At 51.2% G+C, this 24,933-nt stretch carries 17 protein-coding genes and 4 pseudogenes; 11 read left to right on the forward strand and 10 right to left on the reverse strand.

Going from position 1 to position 24,933, the window contains the following annotated elements:
- The 3 genes and pseudogenes from FHC48_RS14975 to ftnA form a co-directional block, all read left to right on the forward strand.
- The coding region (locus tag FHC48_RS14975; RefSeq protein WP_000641146.1) for an IS1 family transposase at positions 1 to 99 on the forward strand (99 nt) is incomplete at its 5' end.
- A 15-nt stretch (positions 100 to 114) separates the two neighbouring features.
- Positions 115 to 312 (forward strand): annotated as a pseudogene (gene yecR / locus FHC48_RS14980) (YecR family lipoprotein); the annotation flags it as partial.
- A 203-nt stretch (positions 313 to 515) separates the two neighbouring features.
- Complete coding sequence (gene ftnA, locus FHC48_RS14985; protein ID WP_008500403.1) at positions 516 to 1,013, forward strand: non-heme ferritin; 498 nt, start codon at positions 516 to 518, stop codon at positions 1,011 to 1,013.
- Between the two features lie 36 nt (positions 1,014 to 1,049).
- Here the strand turns inward: ftnA and FHC48_RS14990 are convergent, their stop codons facing one another.
- Positions 1,050 to 1,391 (reverse strand): hypothetical protein, encoded by a 342-nt coding sequence (locus tag FHC48_RS14990; protein ID WP_059362278.1) that lies wholly within the window; start codon positions 1,389 to 1,391, stop codon positions 1,050 to 1,052.
- A gap of 229 nt (positions 1,392 to 1,620) precedes the next feature.
- Here FHC48_RS14990 and tyrP point away from each other — a divergent pair, with 229 nt between their 5' ends.
- Entirely contained in the window at positions 1,621 to 2,832 is a 1,212-nt protein-coding gene (gene tyrP / locus FHC48_RS14995) for a tyrosine transporter TyrP (protein WP_059362281.1), read from the forward strand.
- A gap of 33 nt (positions 2,833 to 2,865) precedes the next feature.
- Here the strand turns inward: tyrP and FHC48_RS15000 are convergent, their stop codons facing one another.
- Positions 2,866 to 3,534: a YecA family protein gene (locus FHC48_RS15000; protein WP_059362284.1), complete on the reverse strand. Its 669-nt coding sequence runs from the start codon at positions 3,532 to 3,534 to the stop codon at positions 2,866 to 2,868.
- 424 nt (positions 3,535 to 3,958) lie between these two features.
- Between FHC48_RS15000 and FHC48_RS15005 the strand changes: the two genes are divergently transcribed.
- From FHC48_RS15005 to FHC48_RS15030, 6 genes are all read left to right on the forward strand, one after another.
- A complete protein-coding gene (locus FHC48_RS15005; protein WP_008500398.1) occupies positions 3,959 to 5,080 on the forward strand; it encodes a branched-chain amino acid ABC transporter substrate-binding protein in 1,122 nt (373 codons plus the stop codon).
- A 99-nt stretch (positions 5,081 to 5,179) separates the two neighbouring features.
- Positions 5,180 to 6,094, forward strand: a complete 915-nt coding sequence (locus FHC48_RS15010) for an ABC transporter permease subunit (protein ID WP_008500397.1) — start codon at positions 5,180 to 5,182, stop codon at positions 6,092 to 6,094.
- Positions 6,095 to 6,105: 11 nt separating this feature from the next.
- Positions 6,106 to 7,380 (forward strand): high-affinity branched-chain amino acid ABC transporter permease LivM, encoded by a 1,275-nt coding sequence (livM, locus tag FHC48_RS15015; RefSeq protein WP_059362287.1) that lies wholly within the window; start codon positions 6,106 to 6,108, stop codon positions 7,378 to 7,380.
- Entirely contained in the window at positions 7,377 to 8,252 is an 876-nt protein-coding gene (locus FHC48_RS15020; RefSeq protein WP_046092823.1) for an ATP-binding cassette domain-containing protein, read from the forward strand. The genes livM and FHC48_RS15020 overlap by 4 nt, the downstream gene beginning before the upstream one ends.
- Positions 8,249 to 8,965, forward strand: coding sequence for an ABC transporter ATP-binding protein (locus tag FHC48_RS15025; protein WP_008500393.1), 717 nt, complete (start codon positions 8,249 to 8,251; stop codon positions 8,963 to 8,965). Before FHC48_RS15020 ends, FHC48_RS15025 begins: the two co-directional genes overlap by 4 nt.
- 1 nt (position 8,966) lies before the next feature.
- Positions 8,967 to 9,125, forward strand: coding sequence for a hypothetical protein (locus tag FHC48_RS15030; RefSeq protein WP_167824572.1), 159 nt, complete (start codon positions 8,967 to 8,969; stop codon positions 9,123 to 9,125).
- A gap of 118 nt (positions 9,126 to 9,243) precedes the next feature.
- Here the strand turns inward: FHC48_RS15030 and FHC48_RS15035 are convergent, their stop codons facing one another.
- A complete protein-coding gene (locus FHC48_RS15035; protein WP_059362290.1) occupies positions 9,244 to 9,921 on the reverse strand; it encodes a DUF2076 domain-containing protein in 678 nt (225 codons plus the stop codon).
- Positions 9,922 to 10,072: 151 nt separating this feature from the next.
- Here FHC48_RS15035 and FHC48_RS23490 point away from each other — a divergent pair.
- Positions 10,073 to 10,297: pseudogene (locus tag FHC48_RS23490) on the forward strand (hypothetical protein); the annotation flags it as partial.
- Positions 10,298 to 10,790: 493 nt separating this feature from the next.
- On the opposite strand, the gene hhe reads toward FHC48_RS23490, so the two are convergent.
- From hhe to FHC48_RS15070, 7 genes and pseudogenes are all read right to left on the reverse strand, one after another.
- Complete coding sequence (gene hhe, locus FHC48_RS15040; protein WP_220420540.1) at positions 10,791 to 16,526, reverse strand: DUF4011 domain-containing anti-phage protein Hhe; 5,736 nt, start codon at positions 16,524 to 16,526, stop codon at positions 10,791 to 10,793.
- 186 nt (positions 16,527 to 16,712) lie between these two features.
- Complete coding sequence (locus FHC48_RS15045; protein ID WP_032172693.1) at positions 16,713 to 18,755, reverse strand: DUF262 domain-containing protein; 2,043 nt, start codon at positions 18,753 to 18,755, stop codon at positions 16,713 to 16,715.
- Positions 18,748 to 20,199: a DUF262 domain-containing protein gene (locus tag FHC48_RS15050; RefSeq protein ID WP_220420546.1), complete on the reverse strand. Its 1,452-nt coding sequence runs from the start codon at positions 20,197 to 20,199 to the stop codon at positions 18,748 to 18,750. The genes FHC48_RS15045 and FHC48_RS15050 overlap by 8 nt, the downstream gene beginning before the upstream one ends.
- 24 nt (positions 20,200 to 20,223) lie before the next feature.
- Positions 20,224 to 20,457: pseudogene (locus FHC48_RS15055) on the reverse strand (integrase core domain-containing protein); the annotation flags it as partial.
- Positions 20,427 to 20,770: pseudogene (locus tag FHC48_RS15060) on the reverse strand (IS1-like element transposase); the annotation flags it as partial. The pseudogenes FHC48_RS15060 and FHC48_RS15055, both read right to left, overlap by 31 nt.
- A gap of 86 nt (positions 20,771 to 20,856) precedes the next feature.
- Positions 20,857 to 21,612 carry a M48 family metallopeptidase gene (locus tag FHC48_RS15065; RefSeq protein ID WP_001290573.1) on the reverse strand — a complete coding sequence of 252 codons (756 nt, stop codon included), beginning with the start codon at positions 21,610 to 21,612 and terminating at the stop codon, positions 20,857 to 20,859.
- A complete protein-coding gene (locus FHC48_RS15070; protein ID WP_220420547.1) occupies positions 21,609 to 24,893 on the reverse strand; it encodes a type I restriction endonuclease subunit R in 3,285 nt (1,094 codons plus the stop codon). Before FHC48_RS15070 ends, FHC48_RS15065 begins: the two co-directional genes overlap by 4 nt.
- Positions 24,894 to 24,933: the final 40 nt, after the last annotated feature.

The following is a 24,933-nucleotide window of genomic DNA, read 5'->3' on the forward strand; positions in this document are numbered from 1 at the left end:
CTGGCACGGCTGGGACGGAAGTCGCTGTCGTTCTCAAAATCGGTGGAGTTGCATGACAAAGTCATCGGGCATTATCTGAACATAAAACACTATCAATAAGTTGGAGTCATTACCTCCGATGAGTATGTGAATAACGGTACGGCGGCAAAAGCGTGTCAGAGCATGGGGTACGCCACGGCCTCAGCCTATGGTCAGCCCATTAAAACCTGCACCCTCATTAGCGGCTCGTTGTGTCTGAACGAGAGCGTGACTATCCAGTATAAATGTATGGGTTATGCCGTGAACCCTAAGTCAAACAATCCGTGGTATTAATCCAGACTGCCAGCGCAGGCTGGCAGTTTATTTCATTACGAACAAAAACAATTCTCATTAATAAATGATAAAATCGCCAATGCGTTTTATTCCCATTCGTATTTTAAATAAATAAAATAAATATTTTACTTTTTGCAAATAATTAAATAACAAATTATAGTGTCGCTCATTGTGAACCAGAAATAATAACCCGGAGCGCCACCATGCTGAAAACTGAAATGATCGACAAGCTCAACGCACAAATGAATCTTGAGCTGTATTCATCCCTTCTCTACCAGCAGATGAGCGCCTGGTGCAGCTATCACAGCTTCGAAGGCGCTGCCGCGTTTCTGCGTCGTCACGCGCAGGAAGAGATGACCCACATGCAGCGTCTGTTTGATTATCTGACGGATACCGGCAGCCTGCCGCGCATTGAAACCGTGGCATCCCCATTTGCTGAATATAATTCTCTCGATGAACTGTTCCGCGCCACCTACGAGCACGAGCAGCTGATCACCCAGAAAATTAACGAACTGGTTCATGCCGCGATGACCAGCCAGGATTATCCAACCTTCAATTTCCTGCAGTGGTATGTCGCCGAACAGCATGAAGAAGAGAAGCTGTTTAAATCCGTGCTGGATAAATTATCTCTGGTGGGGAAATCAGGCGAAGGTCTTTACTTTATTGATAAAGAACTTTCCACGCTGGATACGCAGAATTAATTTCAGCGCGGTGCGGGTTCCCTGCACCGCGTTAATTTACATACACCCAGCGCAGCTGGTGCAGCGCCAGTCGTGAGGATTCACGGCCCGGTAAAAATAGCGGTAGCTGGCCGTCTCCAGCGCAATACCCATCTCGAAAAACATATCCGTCAACCAGTCGACATTCGCTATGATCCACTCATCTTCCTGTAAGCCTTGTGCAAAGGTCTCATCCTCAGGATCAATAACCGAATAGATTCCCCAGGTGCCCATATCTTTTTCGCGGCGGGACTCCGGAAGTATCAGGGGCTGGTTCTGCCAGTGGATTATCCAGTGGCCATGGCACAACAGGTTGCCTCCACGGCTCCATGCCGCGGTAAAAGGATTCTCCCCCGCCATAAAATCCTCACTTTATTTGATAATTTATATTTATTGTTTACGTTACGCCGAAATGTTGCTCAGCAACATTGCCCTCATGTAGTAGGCGTAAGCCTATAAAGGGTCAGAGGAACAATAATGTGTAAAACATTCATTACACTTCTTGTAACGGTGATTTGACGAGTTACGGCTTTTCCCTTACTCTGCGCCGCAGATTTTGTCGCGGTTAAGAGGCGTTGTAGAGGAAAGCGTGAAAAACAGAACTCTGGGAAGTATTTTTATCGTCGCCGGAACGACGATTGGCGCAGGAATGCTGGCAATGCCTCTGGCAGCCGCGGGCGTTGGATTTAGCATGACCCTGCTGCTGCTGGGAACGCTCTGGGCGCTGATGTGCTACACCGCCCTGCTGTTGCTTGAGGTTTACCAGCATGTACCCGCCGATACCGGTCTGGGTTCCCTCGCGGCGCGCTACCTGGGACGCTACGGCCAGTGGATAACCGGCTTCAGCATGATGTTCCTGATGTACGCCCTGACCGCCGCCTACATCAGCGGGGCCGGGGAGCTGATCGCCTCAAGCGTTAACGACTGGTTTGGCTCTGACATTACCCCGGCGACGGGCGCCATCTTCTTTGCGCTCATCGGCGGCGGCGTGGTCTGCGTGGGAACGTCGCTGGTGGATCTGTTTAACCGTTTCCTGTTCAGCGCCAAAATTCTGTTCCTGATTGTCATGCTGGTCCTGCTGGCACCGCACGTGCACAAGGTCAACCTGCTGACGCTGCCGCTGGAAAAAGGGCTGGCGCTTTCCGCCATCCCGGTCATTTTCACCTCGTTTGGCTTCCACGGCAGCGTGCCGAGCATCGTCAGCTATATGAACGGCGATATTCGCAAGCTACGCCGCGTCTTTGTTATCGGCAGCGCGATCCCGCTGATTGCCTACATTTTCTGGCAGCTGGTGACCCTGGGCAGCATCGACTCTTCAACCTTTATTGGCCTGATGGCACAGCACGCAGGCCTGAACGGTTTTCTGCTGGCGCTGCGCGAGGTCGTCACCTCCCCGCACGTGGAGCTGGCGGTACACCTCTTTGCCGACCTGGCGCTGGCAACCTCGTTTCTGGGCGTGGCGCTCGGCCTGTTTGATTATCTGGCCGATCTGTTCCAGCGCCGCAATACCGCGGCCGGACGGTTACAGACGGGCGCAATCACCTTCCTGCCGCCGCTGGCGTTCGCGCTGTTTTATCCGCGCGGATTTGTGATGGCGCTGGGGTACGCAGGGGTGGCGCTGTCGATCCTTGCCCTCCTCCTCCCTTCCCTGCTGGCATGGAAAAGCCGCCAGCAGCATCCGCAGCAAGGGTATCGCGTGGCGGGCGGAAAACCGCTGCTGTGCATTGTGTTTGGCTGTGGGGTGGTGATTATTCTGGTGCAGGTACTGATTGCAGCCGGGATGCTGCCGGAAGTGGGTTAATAAAAAAAGGGGCTGTCATCAGCCCCTTTTTTATCAGTGCAAACAGCAGCTCTTGAACTTCTTCCCGCTGCCGCAAGGACACGGATCGTTACGCCCAACCTTCGTGCCGTTCACCATCGGCTTCTTCACCTCCGGCTGCTGCGGATTGTTCACCCAGTAGTTATACAAGCGCAGCGCCGCAGGCTGAATACGTTCAATGCTGGCGGTATATTCTTCTTCGGTCAATTCATCCAGCTGGTCGCCGATCTCTTCGCTACCGTGCAGCGCAATCACATCCAGATCGGCCTTCAGCTCGTCCGGCAAGGCTGACCAGTCCGTCAGCGCCACGCCGCGCATGTAGCCGTAGCACCACTCTTCCACCACGGTATAGCTCTCACAGTCAATGTCGTTATAGCCAAACATCGGTTCAAACTGGTCCGGATATTCGCTCAGGCGCTCGGCAATATCGTTCATATGCTTAAAGCAAAGATCGATAAAACGGTTCATCTCGCGATCGTTTTTCCAGCGCGGAATGTATTTCTCGCCACCCCACACCGCCACCAGCCAGGTATCTGGCTCAACGACAACAGGACCGGAAAGCACTGCGGTAAACATGCCGTCCAGTTCAGACACGTCAAGCACGGACGCATCGTCATGACCGTAAGAGATTAACGTCTCTTCAAGCCACGCCATTTCGCTTTCATTTAATGGGCCTTCAGTCATCGCTGACACTCCTGATAAAAAGGAAACGATCCTAACACATATCTCACGCCTCTCCGGGCTGAAGTTTAGGTCTTTATTGCTGCAAAAACGTGCAAATCGTGACCTTTGCACAACTTATGGGCTTTATTGTTAACGATATGTGATCTCCGCTGTAATTTCTTCTCCTCCCGCAAGGCGGCATAACGCGGCGCTCTATACTCAAACATGTCACAGGCCCGTCAATGGGTTAACCATTCTGGCAACGTTTTTGCTTAATGTTCTTCGCGCGACGCTGCGCAGGGAAACCTCGCCGTATATGCAGGATGCCGTCTGTATCTTGTTCGTTTAGTGCATTTTGTTCTTGTTCGTGTTTCGGATTGGCTGCGCCGTCGGGCGTTCGGGTTTACGCCGTGGTGCAAAAACCTCTTTGCTAAGGAACATAATAATGTCGCTGAAATTTATCAGAACTCCGCTTTCTCTCGTGTTGGCCGGTTGCCTGGTGACGGCGTTTTCCGCCAGGGCAGATATCGTGATTGGCGTGGCCGGGCCGTTCACGGGTCCTAATGCCACCTATGGCGATCAGTACTGGCACGGCGCAACGCAGGCCGCTGAAGACATTAACGCCGCCGGCGGCATTAACGGCGAGAAGATCAAACTGGTTCAGGGGGATGACGCCTGCGAGCCTAAGCAGGCGGTGGCGGTGGCCAACCGCTTAGTCGACCAGGATAAAGTCAACGCCGTGGTCGGTCATTTCTGCTCCTCTTCCACCATGCCCGCCTCCGAGGTTTACAGCGATGCGGGGATCATCGCTATTACCCCCGGTTCAACCAACCCGCTGATTACCGAACGCGGCATGAGCGACATGTTCCGCATGTGCGGCCGCGATGACCAGCAGGGCCAGGTGGCCAGCGACTTCATCATCGACAAGCTGAAAGCCAAACGGGTGGTGATTATTCACGATAAAGACACCTATGGTCAGGGCCTGGCTGACGCCACCAAAGCGGCGCTGGCGAAACGCGGGGTTCAGGATGTGATGTACGAGGGGTTATCCCGCGGTGAAAAAGACTTTAACGCGCTGGTCACTAAGATCGGCGCGCAAAAACCGGACGTCGTGTTCTTCGGTGGCTGTCATCCGGAAGCCGGCCCGCTGGTTCGCCAGATGCGTGAGCAGGGCGTGCAGGCGAAATTCTTCTCCGGGGACTGTATCGTCAACGAAGAGATGGTGACCGCGGCGGGCGGCCCGCAATATACCAATGGCATTTACATGACCTTCGGTAAAGATCCGCGCCTGATCCCGGACGGCAAAGCGGTAATCGAGAAATTCCGCGCCGGTAAATTCGAGCCGGAAGGTTACACCCTGTACTCCTACGCCTCGGTACAGGCGATTGCCGCCGCCTTCAAGGCCACCGGCGGCAAGGACTCTGCCAAAGCCAGCGAGTGGCTGAAGGCCAATTCCGTCGACACGGTGATGGGCAAAAAAGCCTGGGACAGCAAAGGCGATCTGAAAGTCTCTGACTACGTGGTTTACCAGTGGGACGACAAAGGAAAATATAAGGAAGTGGAATAACGGGACGGAGTCACGCTCAACGTCGATGGGCTCGCCCGTCGGCGCGTAATAAACATCAGGCTGCGCGGCTCGCGCAGCCTATAAAACGAGCGCGCTAAAATGAGTACATTCTTCCTGCAACAGTTAATCAATGGCTTAACGCTGGGTTCCGTCTACGGCCTGATCGCCATCGGCTACACCATGGTGTACGGCATTATCGGCATGATTAATTTCGCCCACGGCGAAGTGTATATGATTTCCGCCTATCTCTGCGCCATTGGCCTGGCGCTGCTCTCATTCTTCGGCCTGCAGTCCTTCCCGCTGCTGATCCTCGGCACGCTGGTGTTCACCATTGTGGTCACCGGGGTGTACGGCTGGACCATCGAGCGTATCGCCTATAAGCCGCTGCGCAACTCCACGCGCCTGGCACCGCTGATCTCCGCCATCGGGATATCGCTTATCCTGCAAAACTACGCGCAGCTGAGCCAGGGCCCGCGCCAGCAAGGGGTGCCAACCATGCTGGACGGCGTGATTCGCCTGCATCTGGGCGAAGGGTTCGTGCAGATAACCTACACCAAAGTGTTTATCCTGGTGGCCTCGTTTGCCGGCATGCTGGTGCTCACCTGGATAATCAACCGTACCCGGCTGGGGCGGATGTGCCGTGCGGTGCAGCAGGATCGCAAAATGGCCTCCATTCTGGGGATTAACACCGACCGGATTATTTCGCTGGTCTTCGTCATCGGCGCGGCGATGGCGGGCCTGGCGGGGGTACTGATCACCATGAATTACGGCACCTTTGATTTCTACGTCGGGTTCGTGATCGGCATTAAAGCCTTCACGGCGGCGGTACTGGGCGGCATCGGTTCCCTCCCCGGCGCCATGCTCGGTGGCCTTATCCTGGGCGTGGCGGAAGCGCAGTTCTCGGGCATGGTGAACTCGGACTATAAAGACGTCTTCTCGTTTGGCCTGCTGGTGATGATCCTGATTTTCCGCCCTCAGGGGCTGCTCGGGCGCCCGATTGTGGCCAAAGTGTGAGGGAGAGAACGATGACATCACACGGTTTTTCACTTAAACGCAGCATTCTGGATTCAATTTTTTCCGGGCTGATTGCGCTGATTATCTTCGGCCCTATCGCGGGCGTGGTGCTGGACGGGTATAGCTTTACCTTCGCCGGGCAGCGCCTGGCCTGGATGGTGGGCATTGTCATGGCGGGGCGTTTTCTGCTGAGCGCTTTTTTAGGTACCGCTGCCGGGGCCCGCTTCCAGGCGCGCTTCGAGGCCGACAGCGCGGGCGTTTATGTCCGGCCACCGGATTACAAAAGCCGCATGCGCTGGATCATTCCCCTGGTGATTACCCTTGCGATTTGCTTTCCGTTTGTCGCCACTAAATATGTGCTGACCGTCGCCATCCTCGGGCTGATCTACGTGCTTCTCGGTCTGGGGCTGAATATCGTCGTGGGCCTGGCCGGTCTGCTGGATCTGGGGTATGTCGCGTTCTATGCGATTGGTGCGTACGGCCTGGCGCTGGGATACCAGTATCTCGGCCTGGGCTTCTGGAGCATGCTGCCGCTCGCGGCAATCATGGCCGCTGCCGCAGGTGCCCTGCTCGGCTTCCCGGTACTGCGCATGCACGGTGACTATCTGGCCATCGTCACCCTCGGCTTCGGGGAGATCATTCGCCTGATACTGAACAACTGGCTGACCTTCACCGGCGGCCCCAACGGCGTGTCTGCCCCTCCCCCCACCTTTTTCGGTCTTGAGTTTGGGCGACGCGCAAAAGAAGGCGGCGTGCCCTTCCACGAGTTTTTCCACCTGACCTACAACCCGAACATGAAATTTATCTTTATCTACGCGGTGCTGTTTCTGGTGGTGATGCTGGTGCTTTATATCAAGCACCGCCTGACGCGCATGCCGATTGGTCGGGCGTGGGAAGCCCTGCGCGAAGACGAAATTGCCTGCCGCTCAATGGGGTTGAATCATGTTCTGGTTAAGCTTTCCGCCTTTACGCTGGGCGCGTCCACCGCAGGCATTGCCGGGGTATTCTTCGCCACCTATCAGGGGTTCGTGAATCCGACCTCCTTTACCTTCTTTGAATCGGCATTGATCCTCGCCATTGTGGTGCTGGGCGGGATGGGCTCGACGCTTGGCGTGGTGCTGGCCGCCTTTGTGCTCACGGTCACGCCGGAGCTGCTGCGCAGTTTTGCCGAGTACCGCGTCCTGCTGTTCGGCATGCTGATGGTGGTGATGATGATCTGGCGTCCACGCGGTTTGATCCGCATTAACCGCAGCGGGTTTGCCGTGCGTAAGGGCGTCGCACCATGAACGAAACGATATTACGCGTTGAGCATCTGATGATGCATTTTGGCGGGATTAAGGCGCTAAACGACGTCAACCTGGACGTGCAGCGCGGCTCCATTACCGCCCTGATTGGCCCCAACGGGGCGGGAAAAACAACCGTGTTTAACTGCCTGACGGGCTTCTACAGAGCATCCGGCGGCAACATTTTGTTTAATACCCGCCATAAAACGACCAACGTGATTCAGGTCCTCGGGCAAAAATTCCAGCCCGGCGACTGGATTAACCCCGCGCAGTTCGGGCAGCGTCTTTTCTACAAAATGTTCGGCGGAACCCACCTGGTCAACCGTGCCGGGCTGGCGCGCACGTTTCAAAATATCCGTCTTTTTCGCGAGATGTCGGTCGTGGAAAACCTGCTGGTCGCGCAGCATATGCGCGTTAACCGTAATCTGCTCGCCGGGATCTTAAATACGCCGGCATACCGGCGGGCGGAAAGCGACGCCCTGGACAGAGCCTTCTACTGGCTGGAAGTGGTGGATCTGGTGGAGTGCGCCAATCGCCTGGCGGGAGAGATGTCATATGGCCAGCAGCGGCGACTGGAAATCGCGCGGGCAATGTGTACCGGGCCGGAAATGATCTGTCTGGATGAACCCGCCGCTGGGCTTAACCCGGTTGAAACGCACAAGCTGAGCGGCATTATTCGCTTTCTGCGGGATCATCACGACATCACGGTATTGCTGATTGAGCATGATATGGGGATGGTGATGGAGATTTCGGACGACATTATCGTGCTCGACCACGGCGATGTGATTGCCAGGGGGAAACCCGAGCAGATCCAGCATGATGAAAAGGTCATTGCCGCCTATCTGGGCACGGATGAAAGCGAGGTCTCCCTATGAGCGAACCGCTGCTGGCTTTTCGCGAGGTGGATGTGTTTTACGGCGTCATTCAGGCGCTGAAGCAGGTCTCTCTTGAGGTGAATAAGGGGGAAACCGTGGCGCTGATTGGCGCAAACGGTGCGGGTAAATCGACATTGCTGATGTCCATCTTCGGCCAGCCCCGTATCCGCAGCGGGCAGATCCTGTTCTGTGGTGAAGACATCAGCCATCAATCCACCCACTATGTTGCGTCCGGCGGCATTGCGCAGGCACCGGAAGGCAGACGTATCTTCCCGGATATGACCGTTGAAGAGAACCTGCTGATGGGGACCATCCCCATCGGCAACCAGTTTGCCGCTGAGGATATGCAAACCATGTTCGACCTTTTCCCTCGCCTTAAAGAGCGACGTAAACAGCGCGCGATGACCATGTCCGGCGGGGAACAGCAGATGCTGGCGATCGCCCGGGCGCTGATGAGCCGTCCAAAGCTGCTGCTGCTGGATGAGCCCAGCCTGGGCTTAGCCCCGATTGTGGTGAAGCAGATCTTCCAGACGCTGCGCGAGCTGGCCCGCAGCGGTATGACCATTTTTCTGGTGGAGCAGAATGCGCACCATGCGTTGAAGCTGTCTGACCGCGGGTATGTGATGGTGAACGGACAGATCCGGCTGAGCGGCAGCGGTGAGGAATTGCTGGGGAATCAGGAGGTGAGGAAGGCGTATTTGGGCGGGGTGTGATGTGACACCTGTCGAATGGGCTTATGCCGTGATGGACCATTTCGGGACATACGGGATAGAAGAACTGGAGGATACGTTAGTCGATATCGCCTCTTTGTTTGGATTGCTTCCGGCAATTCTTACAGGTTTGTTAGTAAGAAAAGCAGTAAAAAGAATGTGATTTATGAGCCTTCAGGCTTAGCCTCGAAGGCTTTTTTGACCCGGAAAAGCAAAACCCCGAAAGTTGGATACCCAACTTTCAGGGTTAACTTCATTTCGATGGTGACACGATAACGTCGTTAAATAAAACTATCGTCGTCATTGCTGTAGTCGTCATCTACATCGTCGTTCTGCCAGACGTCGTTATTACTGCCGAACGGATCGTTCTGGTTGAGGAAACGGGTGTCAGAGACGTTATTAACATCGCCGTATTGATTACCGACAAACGGTTCACCACCGACGGGCATTGTCGGCTCTTCGATGATGTTCACGATCTCTTCCGGCCGCGACTGATGGAACATGCTGGTAAGCATCTCAGCAAGCGCGATGCCACCGGCCACGCCAGCCGCTGTCTGGAGCGCGCCAGCCATAAAACCGCCGCCGCGAGTAGCAGGCGCTGGCGCCCGAGAGTAATCCTGCGCAGGCGGCTGTTGCGGCTGGGCATTCCAGCTGTTGTCAGGCTGCGGGTTACTTTTCCCGCCACCAAACAGGCCGCCGAGGAAGCTGCCGCCCGTCGAGGGTTTGCTTTTTTGCGCGGCTAATTCGCTTTCAAGCTCCTGAACCCGGGCCTGCAGGCGTTTCAGCGCCGCTTCCTGAATCAAAATCGACTGCGCCATATAGTAGGGGGCCGCAGGCTGCTGTCTGACAAATTCAGCGATCTGACGCTCTGCATCTGCATCCCGTTGGCTGTTTTGTTGTTCGGCCTGTTTAAGACGCTCGAAAAGGCCGTTGATAAGCTGCTGTTCTTCATATTGCATGACAATAACCTTCCGCTCTCCAGGGTGGATACCAACCAGTTTATCAGCGGCGGCAACCTGTGTCTGGCGAGTGAAATGTTTGTTTAAGATTGGTTGCAGGTTAGCTGACAATCGCCCTGCTTTCCGGGCTTGATATTAGAGAGTCAGGCTTAACGTTCTGGTATGGCAGCAAATATCCGGGCACAGCACGATCGTGATGACGATGAGATACGCTCACTTCGCGCTAAACTGGAGGCACAAAAAAACCACCTTTCGGTGGTTTCACGACACTGCTTATTGCTTTGATTATTCTTTGTTTCCCATGGTAGCCGGAGTGGGACTTGAACCCACACAGCGCGAACGCCGAGGGATTTTAAATTCTACGCAGGATCAATGAGTTACATAGCAGTGCATTGTGAAACTTTGCTGACGTTGAATGGTCGTCTTTGCAACCACTGGCAGAAAATGGATAGCCGTAGATTGCGTTGAGCACAGAAACAGCACAGGGTAATCGTCTACCTGGTCCTGTAAAGGAGGTTGTTGCCACACAAGCTAAAGCGCTTGACCTGCCCCCAGTATTCGGTACAACTGTCAGTTAGTAATGGACTGACCCCACCCCGGTAGACGATCCTGCCCTATAGTTGGACTGACCCCACCCCGGTAGACGATCCTGCCCTATAGTTTGAGTATAGGGGGAGCATATGGGCACACCACGGTCAATCAACCAATGACTGAGCAAATCAGGCTCAACATTACGGTTGTTAGGACGCGTGTGCCAATCGCCTAGATAACGATAGCCCAATTCCTCAATAAAAAACCTGACTACGCGCTGTTGAGTTGCGCGTTCACGTTGTCCGACAGTTGTCACTGTTCTTATTACCTTTAACTAATTATGCCAATTCAGACTCAAACGCTGCATCATTCGCTTCAGCCTCTGCGCCATCAATTAATGCCAAGACTCGGTCAAGAAAGCGTTGCGCTTCGTATACATCTGTTGCTTGCCGCAGATAATGAGGTATTCGTTCAACAAACTCGGAACGTGATAAAGGCTGATGTTCCAGCAAAGCCTCAAGCATTGCGGGCCGCAACAAACGACGATCAGCATCAACATTAGGAAGCTCAACCTCAATGACATGTGTGGCAAAATACTTAAGTTGCTCCTTAAGCCCCAAATTGGGCATAAGAGAATCAATTGAGTCAGACGCCACTTCAGCGCTTGACTCAATCGTTTCGACATATTCATAGGAAGGTACAACAACGTCTGGAGCCAATGTTTTAAGCTCATGGAGTTTACGGATAATCGGAGATAGAACCTCATCAGGATTACTGAACCAATCAGTGGACCAAATGCGGCTAATTCTCCAACCCAAACGCTCCAGAACCTCTTGACGCAAACGGTCACGATCACGAGCAGATTTAGCTGAGTGATAAGCCGCACCATCACACTCTATGCCCATTAAGTAACGGCCAGGACAACCTGGATCTTTCACAGCTAGATCAATAAAGAATCCTGCAACCCCTACCTGAGGTTCACACTCAAACCCAGCGTGATTGAGTGCTTCCATTACAGCAACCTCAAAGTCACTATCTGGAGCCCTGCCGGTATGCGTTGTGAGGGAATCTAGTTTGCCACTTTCGGCAAACTGTAAAAAACCTTTCAACGAAATAACACCAAGTTTACTGGTTTCACTCGTCAATACATCTTCAGAACGCATTGAACTAAACACATGCATCCGTTTTTTTGATCGAGTGAAAAGCACATTCAAGCGACGCCAGCCAACATCGGAATTGATAGGTCCAAAGCGTTGATAAACCTTTCCACCATGCTCAGAAGGTCCATAGGTAAAGGAAATAAAGATTACATCACGCTCATCCCCTTGAACGTTCTCAAGGTTTTTCACAAAAAGTGGCTCTTCCATGGCATATAAGCCATCGATTGCATCGTTAAATTCAGGGCGATTTCGGCGCAATTCATCGATAGCGCGCTCAATTTGATCGCGTTGCTTGGAACTCATGGCCACTACCCCGAGTGACTCACCCGGCCGGTGTTGCGCATGATGAAGTACGGCCTCAGCAACTGCTTGGGCTTCTTCAATATTGTGTTGATTGGAGAACCGACCTTTTGACACATAGGTAAATTTAATCCCATACTCTGGAGACTCAGCATTTGGGGAAGGGAATATCACCAAATCACTGTTATAAAAATGGCGGTTAGAGTATGCAATCAACTTTTCATGTCGTGAACGATAGTGCCAACGCAAACGTCTCATAGGAAACAGTGGCAAAGCAGCATCCAAAATGCTGTCAGTATCACTTAAAGCCGCGGCATCATCGTCATCTTCTCCGTCGGCACTTCGATCAAAGAAACTGGTTGGTGGTAGCTGTTTCGGGTCACCAACGACCACTAGTTGCTTGCCCCTCGCGATGACACCCAATGCATCCTCTGGCTTCACCTGAGACGCTTCGTCCATCACCACCAGATCAAATTCCATTCGTCCAGGTTCTAGGTAATGAGCTGCTGACATTGGCCCCATCATGAAACAAGGTTTAATTGCAACCAGCGCATTACATGCACGGTTAACCAATTGCCTAATTGGAATATGTCTGGTTTTTTTACCCAACTCATTTTTGATCAAAGCTAGTTCTGTATATTCACTTTTCTTACCACCAGAATTCCCTTCTGGTATATTTCGGCAAGCAATTTTTGCTGCAATCCGCTGACGTTGTAATTCAATCAGTTTTTTGTCGTAATCTTTAAATGACTTCTGCAAAGCATTGCGCTGTGAGCCGGAAACTCTCATCAATTCAGGGTGGATGTGAATAACCTCCCGCGCCAGCTGGTCATGAATTGCTAATGCTAAACCCAATTCAACTTTTTCAATCGGGAGCGAGCCCGCAAGTACAGCACTCCAGATTCGCTGCAATCCATTTTCATGCATCTGCTCGTAACAACGAATAAAGTTAACCCACCCGTTCAACCAACGGGGTTGCTGTATTGCTCTTTCGTTGCGCTCGATTAATGTATTAAGAGAACCATCAGTCGACTTGAGCCACTGACTCCGCTCTAACTTTGTTTCTAGCGCATATAACTCAGCATTTTTAATCTGTTCATTCCATTTCGAAACTATTTCCCCACCATCACGACATAGTAAATCGTAATCACTACCACTAGCCAAATGTCTGATCTGGGTAGCCAAGGATACGCAATTTATCTTATCAACCAGTTGCTCGGCAAAATTCAGCGTGTCGTTAATAGTGTCTAACGTCAGTTGATTATTTTTATACGCACCGCAAGCCAATGGGGTTAATTGTAAAAACGCCCCTAACTGTAACGAGTCATTTTCAAGGGATATCTGAAGATCGTTTATGTTTTGCAAAATCTCGGAGGAATGAGTCATCTGCTCTAATGATATATCTGGATTGATAAACCATCCCTGCAAGGCAATGAGAGTATTCCGCACCTGTCGGTAAGATTGCATCAATACACCTTGCTCACCTAACCAAGATGCATGTTCTTCCAACAAGCTAGAAATACGCGGTAATAACTTAGCCTCGTGCTCGACCCGTTTAACCAAAGTCATTAATCTTGAGCTAATCTGCGATTTCTCGATTAAATGCACACCTTTGATAATCTCACCATCTAGGTTAAATAATCCAGAGCCTATCGCAACTCGCTTTCCAAAACCTATCCCGTAACAAGCTCGGACCTTCTTGTACCAATCACGCAATAACATGAGTTGTTCACAGTCGGTGTCCAACCCTCGGAATGCATTACCAAGTTGATTACCAAAGTCACTTTGTTCAAACCGTTGTAACAGCTCCGAATACTTGAGCAAATCAGCTGAGCAGCGTTTTAACTCAGCAAACTTAGTGTCAGGCTTACGAGATTGCGCCATGAGCAGTGCCTTGGCACTACGCCAATCACTCTTAAACCATGCAAATAATCCCCCTTGCTGGATAACAGCAACGGCATGCGCGAGCATCTCTTGGGAAGGCAACTGGTCCAATTGATACAAAGTAGATAGACCATCTCTTAAAGGACGCAATGTTTCGATTTGACACATTAAGTCGCGCAATACTGCATCGATATCATCATCATCAAAAAGAGGATCTCGAACTCTAATAAGCTCAGTCGGTAAAGCACCCAGAATCGACAACAACTCAGAGCAGAATAGCAATCCAGCTTGCGAATCATCGATATACGAAGCAATACCATCTGGCAAAGCATTTTTGAAATCGTTTAATTGCGCATAAATAGATGATAACTCATCATGAATTGATTGGATGGATTCAAGCCACCTGACCAAATCACGTAAAGTGAAATCCTCTGCTGCACCATATTTTTCCAGCTCTTCACGAGGAAAGTCACACGATTGTCCTTGTTCTAAAAGTCGTAGCTTTTGAGGCTCGATAACCTGGCTCAAGGCCACATAATGACCTTGTAGCAACTCGAACCTATCTAAATAGTGACGCACCCGTGCAATGGCATCGAGTGAATCTAGCTCACTAAGTGCTGGGAAATGCTCTGAACCACACAACACTGGAAGATTCGACTGATCTTCTACCAATTGCTCAATATATTGAAGCGTATTAAGGCTTTCGCCTTCTAACGCCCACTTATCTACATATTCTTGATAGCTATGTTGAAAGTCGATAATTGATGTCTGCCAAGTTTGTAGCAAATCGACTATACGAGCGCTGTCAAACAATTGAATTTGTGTGTTATTCACACCGCTCCAAGGGTGCTCATATATTTCTGCATTAGCCCCCACCTGCTCACGAACCTCTTTGTAGATGCGGCTAAACTCTACTATTTGGTCACGCAGCCGTAATTGGGTCACTTTATCCAACTGCTTCCCGGAAAGGTTTTCGATATGAAGTGCTGTTGCATCAATATCTAATTTGTGACGATAACGGGTTGCACCACTCAAAATCTGATGGATCGTTTTGCCTGTTTGCGCCCATTGGTTATTGATCAATGCGGCATATTCATTGAGCTGCTGCTTAAGATCTTCATAACGCAAAATCTGAGCATCAATCTCTTCCATAGTAAGCATGGTCGCCTGACTCACCAAGCGAGCATTAATATCATCCAGCACCTTGCGCTTATGAGTTTTATGACTGTGCAACTCTAAGCAAAATTGACCTAGCCCCGCACGATCCAAGCGACGTTTGACGACCTCCAGTGCAGCCATCTTCTCTGCCACAAACAGGACTTTCTTACCGTTGAGCAGAGCTGCTGCAATCAAGTTGGTGATCGTTTGTGATTTGCCACTACCAGGAGGGCCCTCAATGACTAAGTTTTGACCACGGATAGCATCGATCAACGCACTGTGCTGCGAGCTATCCGCATCATCGATTAGTGGAACCTTGTCATGAATATCAGGGTAACTATCGATGCAGTACTCATGCTGACCGAAGCCACCAGGTAAGCCGGAAATCTCTTGACCACAGCTCTGACTGGTGAAAAAGCGACGAATTACTTCATGAGACAATATATTGCGCTTGTCACAAGGCCAGCGGGCAGGATCGAGGTCAAGATACATCATCATCTTGCCAAAATTGAGCAAGCTAAGTGCACCATAACGTTTCACAGACCATTTAGGTTTGTGCTGCTCTACAACCTTCTTCACCGAAGCAAAATAAGACTCTGGAGTTTCCTCTTCATTGAACAAAGGAAGAGCGAGGCCAAAGTCAGCCTGAAGTTTTTCCTTCAAAGAGAGATTGGGCAAAATATCTTCACCCGTGTAATAAAGTTGAAACTTGTAAAGACCATCCTTCGGATCTAATTTTCCTCGTTCACATCTCACCGGAATTGTAAATAACGGTGCATAACGTGCCTTTTCAGAGGAATCGCTTTCATACCACTCAAGGAACCCTAACGCCAAATACAAGATGTTGGCGCCACTCTCCTCCAAAGCAGTTTGAGCCTTACCATAGATGGCGCGCAAACAAGCTTCCAGTTCATTTGGATAAAGCAGAGCCTGTATCCGATTATCGTCATGAGAGGGATTGGAAGAAGATATACTAATCTCATTCCCAGCCTTTGCCTGTCGTTCAAAATCCTCAAGCCCTTCATAGCCTGCTAAGCAGCACGCCTCCTTCAACGCTGACAAAGCTATACCTTGATTAACGTATTCAGAACGAATCCCTGTTAATTTTCCATTCTGGCCTTGGGCATATTGCAAGATAAACTGATGGGCTTTTTCCAGCAACTCTCTATCTGAATCAGAAACAACCGTTTTATGGCTATCTGGTAAATCAAAATCTGTACGGATTCCTAAGACGTGCGCCCAATCCTTAGCGCTAGGATGAGCTCTTAACTGTATATCTTTACCATCTGGCCCAACTTTGAGATAGCCATGCTCTAACAGCTGCGCTCTAGTTGGATCGGGCACAGGAGCAAATTCCATCGGGATTTCCGAGCAAAGGGTTTCATAAAGCTGTTCTGGTAATTCATCAACAATACGTAGTGAAGACCCTTTTTGAGTGATAGGGAAATTCAAAAGTCGATTTCGAGACGTAAGGTCCAATAACTTCTTACGCATAGCCTCGAGGGAAGTCAGAATAAAATCTGAGCCTCCTTGATTGAGTTCCTCTGCTGTAGAGGTATCTACAGTCGACATAATGTTCTCCATTTCTTAGGGTCCACAAGTAAAACGTTTTATGCTGATGCATCACAAAAAGACCGCAGTAAACTGCTGCAAAGAAGAGGAGATTTTTAGTCTCCCCTTCTTTATCAATCAGATCATACAATCAACTTAACGCCCATTAGTTGATAGCAGCCAAATTTCATAAACAGATTCAATCCGTTATTGCTGAATTTGATTGGATAGTAAGACCTGCAACATATCTTGTTGATGCTCAGCTATCTCATCTTCCAGCCAACGACCTTTATCTTTCATCAGCCGAATCATAGCAAGCAATTTAAGACTATCAGTCTGGTTATTGGCAAGGCTTGCTTCAAAGTGCTCCTGCTTCTGTTGCGGCTGGAAGTTACTCAAGCGCGAGTTCTTGCTGTGGCTGATAAGGCAAAGGTTGCCAAACGAATGGAGTGCACTCTGCTCAACCGGTTTATAGCCATCCATCGGATGCTGGGGTGAGAAGTGCTCCACCGAGCTGCGGAAAGTGAACTCAAAGGAGCCAGCAACTTTGTCGCTATTCCGATCTCGTACCCACAGCAGATAGTCGAGGAAGTTGAAGACAAAGTTGTTCTCGATATGACCGAAGCGAAGTTTGGATGTAATCACCTTGTGCCAACTCTCATCCACATTGATGGCAGGCAACAGGGCGTTATCAAGGTAGAGCATCTGGTAATAGGAAGCCCCTTCACCAGGCGCCAAAAAGCGCTGGAAGACAAAGCGGCGAGCCTGACTCTCCAGATAGGACAGATAAGCCCCGGCATCCACCGGTTGATCAGGGTGACAATTGTCGAACAGATATCTCAGTGCACCATTCAGCCAATGTTTGTAAACCAGGGTCGGGGTCGACACATGAAACGCCGACAGCAACATCAGGACCCGCCGGTTAACACCAGAGAAACCATTCTCATTTTCATCCTTGTCAAAGGTATTGATGTAACTGACGCTCTTTTCCGAATACCAGTGCAGCCGCTTCAGACTCCAACTATCCTTGCCATCGGCAAACTCGCGCTTGATGATGAACTGATCAAACAGATACTTGCTCTTTAACAGGCCATAGATAAAACGCTGAACTGCCGCTACTGGATCCGGTTGCCTTATCACTCGCAGCTCAAACTGATCGACCAGTTGTTTATCATCAAGCGGCACCCCCTCCGTATCACCCGGGTCGCGGCTCACGAGTCGCAGCACATGGAGCAAGAAGTTGGAGAAGTTGATGACGCTGTTAAAGCGCTCGGAGCCTGCGCTCTCCTCCTCCACCGTCTGCTCACCATCAAGCTTGTCATCCTGCAAAATGGCCAACAAGGTGCGCCCTTGGCTACCGGCAGCTGCACGGCTTTTATCGGCAGCGTCGGCCGTGTTTGGGGATCCTAGCAGATCAAGCAGATGGGCAAAATCACGGGGCACAAACTGACCCCAGTCGCTCTCACCAAACAGACGGTGGCGCTCTTGCGGGGTAAAGCCGTACTGGATATAGCGCTCCATATTGGCGCAGGCATCCCATACCCGGGTCAGGATATGAATACTTTGGCGACGATGCTCTTCCTCGGGTATCTGGTTCAGCGTCTCCATCAGCCGCGCCTTGATCACTTCATGCTTTTCCAACTGCTCGCCGCGATTGTTCATCGCCTCGAAGAAGTGATTGAGATCGGTATCCTTGGGTACTTCGATACGAGAGATCTGCACATGCTTGAAGAGGTAGTCGCAAAAGGCCGTCAGTTTAGCCCCTACCAAACCAAGATCCGCCATTGCCTTGTCAATCAGCTCAAAACCGTTCACCAAACCTTCATTGAAGGTACTCCCCCGCAAATCGTAGGGGGCAACACCCTGCCATAAGCGCTCGAAGGTATGGCTCGATATCGGGCGACTCTCAAAAGCGAGGTTGATGGTCTGATACCAGCTCATATCCACCGAATCTATCGCGTGATGTTTGAGCCAATTGGCCAGCAGAGAGAGGGTAGTAAAGCGCTGCTGGCCATCGATTACCTCGAAACTGCCATCGTCCCGGGCAAACACCACCAGGGTGCCGATATAGTAGGTTTGCGGCCCCTTACCACTGACCAATTTTTGCTGATAATCCAGCACATCCTGCAGCAGCTGGGTGATCTCTCCCTCACCCCAGGCATAGTTGCGCTGGTACATGGGCACCAGATAGCGGGCGCGATCTTCAAGCAGTGCACGAATGGAAAAGGGGCGAACGCCTGCATCATTCATAATATTTCATCTCCCGAAACAGCCCGACCAGCTCATCTTCGGCACCATTGCGATTGTTCTTGTTCTCTCGACTGCTCATGCTAGGCAAAGGGAAGCCGTGCAGATCTCCCGGCAGACGAGCATCACGCATGGCACGGATCAGATTGTGCTCCAGCACATAGTTATCCATGGTTGCCAACTGCACTACCTGCTGGCGGATGCGGCAGCGATAGGCCCAGATAAAGCACTTCTCGATGGCCAGTGACAACCCTTGGCTGCCGAACTTGTCGATATAGAAGATCAGGGCGCAGTCGAACATGGCCCGCACATAACGATCCCCGGTGCGGTGGCGACGCTCGTAGCTGCCCAGGGTCGATAGCACCTTGCTGGCCATCGGTGTCAGCGTTTCGCCGAGCAGGGTGGCAGATTGCGCCTTGCCGGAATCAGACTCCTCGGCCACGATGGCGGCCACCCGCGTCTGGTAGTACTCGGCCATCTCGAAAAAGCGCCGACCATTGATGATCATCTGGTCGAGATGAAAGGGAAACGTCATGTACTGGCCGTCAATCTTGCGCTGGTACTGGCTGTTGTACTCATCGACAAAGTGGTGGGCGATGCGCAGCGACTCCACGTAAGGATAATGCCCTACCCGATCTAGGTTGACCCCCTTGAAGAGATCCACCTCCCCCTTGCCAAAGTAGCGGGCCGACTTGCCCTCGGCCCACTGGCGTACCCGATAGAGATAGAGGGCGAACAGATTGGCCAGCTCGTCGCTTGGCAGGCGCTCCCAATGGGCGACCGCCTCGGCCTTGAGATTGGCCTCATGACCGGCAAACTCGCGCAGGTGAAATGCCTTGAGCAGATCGTGAGGAGCCAGATCGCGCCCCCGGGCATTTTGCGAATCGAAGAACTGGAACGCCTCCGAGATATCCTGCAGTACAAAGCAGACCACCTGACAGCGGTTGAGCAGAAAGTCAATTTGCTGCTCGTCAAACTCAGGGCGGGCCACCAGCCGACGCAACTCCAGATAGTTGCGTCTGAGGTTGAACTCCGAATCCCGGCTGGGGAAGCGCTGGCGCTGCATAAACGCATCGATAGGTCCACGCAAGACCTGCAATTGCTCACGCAGATCCTGACGTTGAAACCGGATACTCTTCTCTTTGCCACTGCGATTTTCGTTATCCAGCACCTCGATCAACGCCTTGACAGTCAACATCAGGGTCAGGGTGCGTTGCTGACCATCGACGATATCAAGCATCTCGCCCTGCTCACTATCGGTGTGCTGATGAAACACCACCGAGCCCAGCCGGTAGGCGCTCTTGTCCTGATGGGTTGCCAAATCGGTAAAGAGATCCGAGATATTCTTGGAGCCCCAGCGGTAAGGTCGCTGATAGCTTGGGATGGCCAGTTGGGGAATGGCCAGCAACTGGCGTACCGACTGCACTTGATTATTAATGCTCTCCATCATGCCTCCTGGGGTATGAAGTGGTCAACAAAAACTGACCACCGCGTTAGAGTTTTTCCAGTATCGGTTTTCTGATTCGTTTGGCGGTAACCCACCATTATATTCGTGCGGTCTTAGTGCGCTGTAATATCCAACGATATAGTCCGTTATTGCGTGAGCTGCATCGCTGAAGCTTACATAGCCCGTCGCCGGCACCCATTCGTTCTTCAGACTCCTGAAGAAGCGCTCCATTGGGCTGTTATCCCAGCAGTTTCCGCGCAGACGATGACGTCACTGCCCGGCTGTATGCGCGAGGTTACCGACTGCGGCCTGAGTTTTTTAAGTGACGTAAAATCGTGTTGAGGCCAACGCCCATAATGCGGGCTGTTGCCCGGCATCCAACGCCATTCATGGCCATATCAATGATTTTCTGGTGCGTACCGGGTTGAGAAGCGGTGTAAGTGAACTGCAGTTGCCATGTTTTACGGCAGTGAGAGCAGAGATAGCGCTGATGTCCGGCAGTGCTTTTGCCGTTACGCACCACCCCGTCAGTAGCTGAACGGGAGGGACAGCTGATAGAAACAGAAGCCACTGGAGCACCTCAAAAACACCATCATACACTAAATCAGTAAGTTGGCAGCATCACCGACAAATGAGCCCATTGGAATAAGTTAGAAACTACATATCTGCCAACAACATCCCAGCCATACCATCCAGTCGCTTCTTAACCTTTTCCCAGCCCGGCATAACCTGCCCCATCAGACGGTAAAACTCCTCGCTGTGGTTGTGCTCAGCCACATGGCATAACTCATGTAGCAAAACATAATCGATACATTCTGAGGATGCCTTAACCAGCCATGGATTCAGGGTCAGACAGCCTTTTGCTGAACAGTTGCCCCATTGCGTTTGCATCGCCCGCAGACGTATCGGAGGACGCTCACTGACCCAAAGGGTCTGCGGAATCAGTAAATCAAGCCTGCGCTGAAAAACATCTCTGGCACGTTCCCGATACCATTCAGCCAGCAAGGCTTTAATCTTTTCTGCCGATTTGTGTCTGACAGTCACTTCCAGACGCCCACGCAACATTTTCACTCGTTGCGGCACAGTAGCGTCTTCTGTCACTTTCAACTGATATTGCTTACCGAGATAATAATGGCTTTCTCCGCTGACATACTGACGCGGAACAATGTGTATCTGTTGCTCCCTGAAATCACGCAGTTGCTGGTATATCCAGCGCCCACGTTTTTTCAGCGCAGACAATACCTCGTGCTCCGGTGTTTCAGGCGGTACAGAGGCCACAACCCGGCAGTCCGGATAAACCTTAATGAGCACCCTGCCCTTTACGACCTGACGCGGAACACACTGTACGACGATGACCTCATCACCATAGACAATGCGTAACGCTTTCATTGATGGCGATTCTTTTTCACTCATGATTTCATCAAACCAACGCGCAGTATCTGGATGATGGTTTCAACAATACGGTTAACCTGATTCATTCCGGCACCAATTTCCCGGCAGGCCGTAAACAGCAGTGGTAGCAGACTTGTCTTAACGACTTTCTCAATGTCCTGGGGGTTCAGGGAGTTTTCTGCCACCGCTTTGACGATAATGTTGTCCACTTCAAAAGCCAGCTTCGTCCACTTATCCTGCACCTGAACGTCGTTTACCGCAAAAACCTCAGGTAGCTCTTTTTTAAATACACCGTAATACGCCTGAGCATGCTTGTTTACCGCCAGTGCATCCGGGATATCGCTGAGCTTACGGGCTTCAACCTGTTCTTCAAATTCACGGAACAAAAGGTACTGTTTCAGCGGATGGTCAAACAGTTTTTCAGCCTCTTCGATAGCCATACGCAGGAGTTTTGAAAATGCCTCCTGAGCATACGGGTCATCACGCAATTCCTGCTCAATCATCTTTGTCACACGGGTTTTAATGATGTCGGTTTCATTGCGGGTTTTATTGTTGTCCCACTCTTCGGGCTTTTCGCTCTTGCCCATTTTACCGACTTCATACACGCCATCCGGTTCACGAACTTCAACGCCGGTGACATGCTTATCCAGCAGTTTTTTCACCTGCTCAGCGTAGTCGTCATAATTGACCTGCTCTCCACTTACCTGCATCGCCCACTGGCGCAGGCTGGACATCTGTTTTACGGTTTCTTTATAGAGATTTCGGTCTTGTTCCGTAAAGCTCTTGTCGGTGAAGAAGGTAGCGGACTGCAGTGCCACTTTCAGGCATCCGGCAAAGGCCGTTAACGCCTCGAAGAAATCATCACGGGTTTTCTGATGGATATCGACCATCTCTCCGTCACGTTCTTCCATTTTAGGCACCAGTACCGCACGTAACTGCTCAGTATCATTTTTGTTTTTAACACCGGCAAATATGGCCCACAGCTGGTTATACAGATGCGGTAGACGCTTGTATTCAGAGCTCATGGCGCTGTACAGCCCGTCAATATCCTTGATGTCGTATCCTCCCTGCGTTCGGGAGGCGAGGTCCTGATATTTGCCGATAGTCGTGTCCAGCTCAGCCAGAATACCGCGATAATCAATCAGCAGACCGAACTTTTTTAGTGGATGCAGTCGGTTCACCCGCGCAATCGCCTGGATAAGGTTGTGGGACTTAAGCGGCTTGTCGATATACAGCACGGTATTCTTCGGCTCATCAAACCCGGTGAGCAGTTTATCGACGACTATCAGCAATTTGAGCTTCTCATCGGTATCGAAACGACTGATGACATTACGGGTATACACAGACTCATCCTGCGTGCCGACATTATCCTTCCACCATTTCGTCACTTCCGGCAGTTTGCTTTCATCCACCTCAGTATTCCCTTCCCGGGTATCCGGCGGGCTGATAACTACAGCTGACTCAAACAACCCGGCTTCATCAAGATACTTTTTATATTTGATGGCGGAAATCTTGCTGTCGCAGGCAAGCTGGCCTTTCAGTCCCTCATCAATATTCTTCGAGAAGTGCGTGGCGATATCGAGTGCGATCAGACGGATGCGATCATCTGCACTATAAACCTCACCTTTACGGGCATATTTACGCTTAAGGTCGGCTTTTTGCGCTTCGCTTAACCCATCGGTAATACGATCAAACCAGGCATCTATTGCCCGATCGTTAACCTCAAGGTCGGGAATACGTTCTTCATACAGCAAAGGTGTAACGGCTTTATCTTCTACCGCTCGCTGCATGGTATAAGCGTGGACAATCGGTCCGAATTTATTGGTGGTCTTATCTTCTTTTAGCAATGGCGTACCAGTAAATGCCACAAAGGCGGCGTTCGGCAGTGCCAGTTTCATTCGCACATGGTTCTCACCACCCTGGCTACGGTGTCCTTCATCAATCAGAACGATGATATCGGGGCTGGTATTGACGCATTCAGGAAGTTTTGTCGCTGAATTAAATTTCTGGATTAGGGTGAAAATGATGCGTTCTTTACCGGAGCCAATCTGTTTCGCCAGCATCTGCCCGGATGTCGCCATTGCATTGGCTTTGTCTTTTTTCCCGGCCAACTCGCCGCCGGATGCAAAGGTACTGCTGAGCTGCCCTTCAAGATCGACACGGTCCGTCACCACCACAATGCGACACCGCTTCAGGCTGTCATGAAGAATCAGCGCCTTACTGAGGAACACCATGGTGTACGATTTACCGGACCCCGTGGTATGCCAGATCACACCACCTTCTCTGCCCCCGTCCGGTCTGCGGGTGCTTATGCGTTCCAGCAGTCTTTTAATCCCGAACACCTGCTGATAGCGGGCGACAATTTTCCCGGTCTTTTTATCAAACAGGGTGAAAAAGCGGGTCATCTCCAGCAGACGTTCCGGTGAAAGCAGGCTGATGAGCAGCTTATCCTGCCCGCTGACGGCCAGTTCACCGGCGGCGATTAACTGCTGGTACCAGTCGAGATCGGCTGAAGGACGATGATCAAACAACGCATGAATTTGTTCAGTCGATAACTTATGGTTGCGCAGCGCATACATCTGCGCGTAAGTAATATCTTCTTCGCGCCATGCCGCCCAGAATTTCATTGGTGTATGACAGGTACCGTAGCGCCCGTCATGCCCGTTAATCGACAGTAATATCTGGCTGTAAGCAAACAGCTGCGGGATTTCGTCGTTGAGCTGATTGCGGATACTCTGGGATATCCCTTCGTCAATGGTTGGCCCTTTCTTGCCGTGACCCGCCGGGCTTTTCGCTTCAATGACGGCCAGCGGGATACCATTCACAAAACACACAATATCCGGTCTGCGGGTTTCGACACCGCCTGACCGCAATACCGTAAATTCTTCGGTAAAATGGAACTGGTTATTTTCCGGATATTCCCAGTCGATCAGCGCAATGGTGGGGTTCACCTTCTTGCCATCGACAAACTCCGTGACGGCGATACCGTAGAGCAGATGGTTATACATCCGCTCATTGGCTTTGAGCAGCCCTTCATTCAGCGCCGGAGAACAGACCTGTGATATCAGGTTATCCAGTGCTTTTTCCGATAACTGGCAGGTTTTGCCACCCGCTATAAAGGAACGCTTCGACAGCTCTTCACGCAGAACCGGACGCAGCACCACCTCATCCTGTTTATAGCCCCGGTAATCCATAATCTGTTTCGGAGATAAAAACGTCCAGCCGAGGCTGGTCAGTAACGTCAGTGCCGGAATTTTGGCGCTGTATTCTTCCTGGAATTTAGGCGTGTACGTCTGGTTCATCATTAATCCTTTTCTTTCTGGCGCTACTCGCTACTGGTCA

This window comes from Enterobacter sp. EC_50 (genome assembly GCF_019584525.1).
GTDB classification, from domain to species: domain Bacteria; phylum Pseudomonadota; class Gammaproteobacteria; order Enterobacterales; family Enterobacteriaceae; genus Enterobacter; species Enterobacter roggenkampii.